Source organism: Candidatus Symbiopectobacterium sp. NZEC135, from assembly GCF_025962695.1.
The window spans coordinates 1-535 of record NZ_JAGFPF010001463.1 but is presented as its reverse complement, the minus strand read 5'-3'; the positions used below and the strand labels follow the sequence as shown (position 1 = coordinate 535).

Below are 535 nucleotides of genomic sequence, written 5' to 3'. Positions count from 1 at the left end.
GACCAGAACCTCTTCCCGCTCGAACGGTTTGCCAGAACGCAAAATGGTGCGTAGCCCCTCCACCATCACGCTATCTTGTTGGGGCGAAATCAGGGCTATCGGCCTTTGCCCTATCGCTTCGTCTGCCGTCCAGCCAAACATATGCACGAAACCAACGTTGACATAGATAATCTGCCACTGCGCATCGCTGATCAGCACCGCGGTATCCGTGGCATCAGCCACCAGTGACAAACGCCGCAGGCGCTCATTCTGGTCATGTTCGTGCTGGACTCTGACGCTGACATCCATGGCGATTTTCAGAATATGCTGCACCTCGCCGCCGTCGTCACGCACCGGAATGTAAGTGGCTTCAAGCCAGAGTTGCGCCCCATCGCGGCGCTGACGCTCAACCAGATCGGAATGGGGCGCGCCTTGACGCAGACTGTCCCAAAATGCGGAATACGCCGGGCTGTCGGCAAACGCAGGAAAGCAAAATTGACGGTGATCCCAGCCACAAATCTCATCGGCACGGTAGCCAAACAGCGAAAGATAGTTT

The 535-nt window shown here is 56.4% G+C and carries 1 protein-coding gene; it reads right to left on the bottom strand.

Features of this window, described 5'->3' with window-relative positions:
• Positions 1-535 (bottom strand): PAS domain-containing protein (locus J5224_RS34840; RefSeq protein ID WP_264629368.1); only part of this gene is annotated, 535 nt, incomplete at both ends.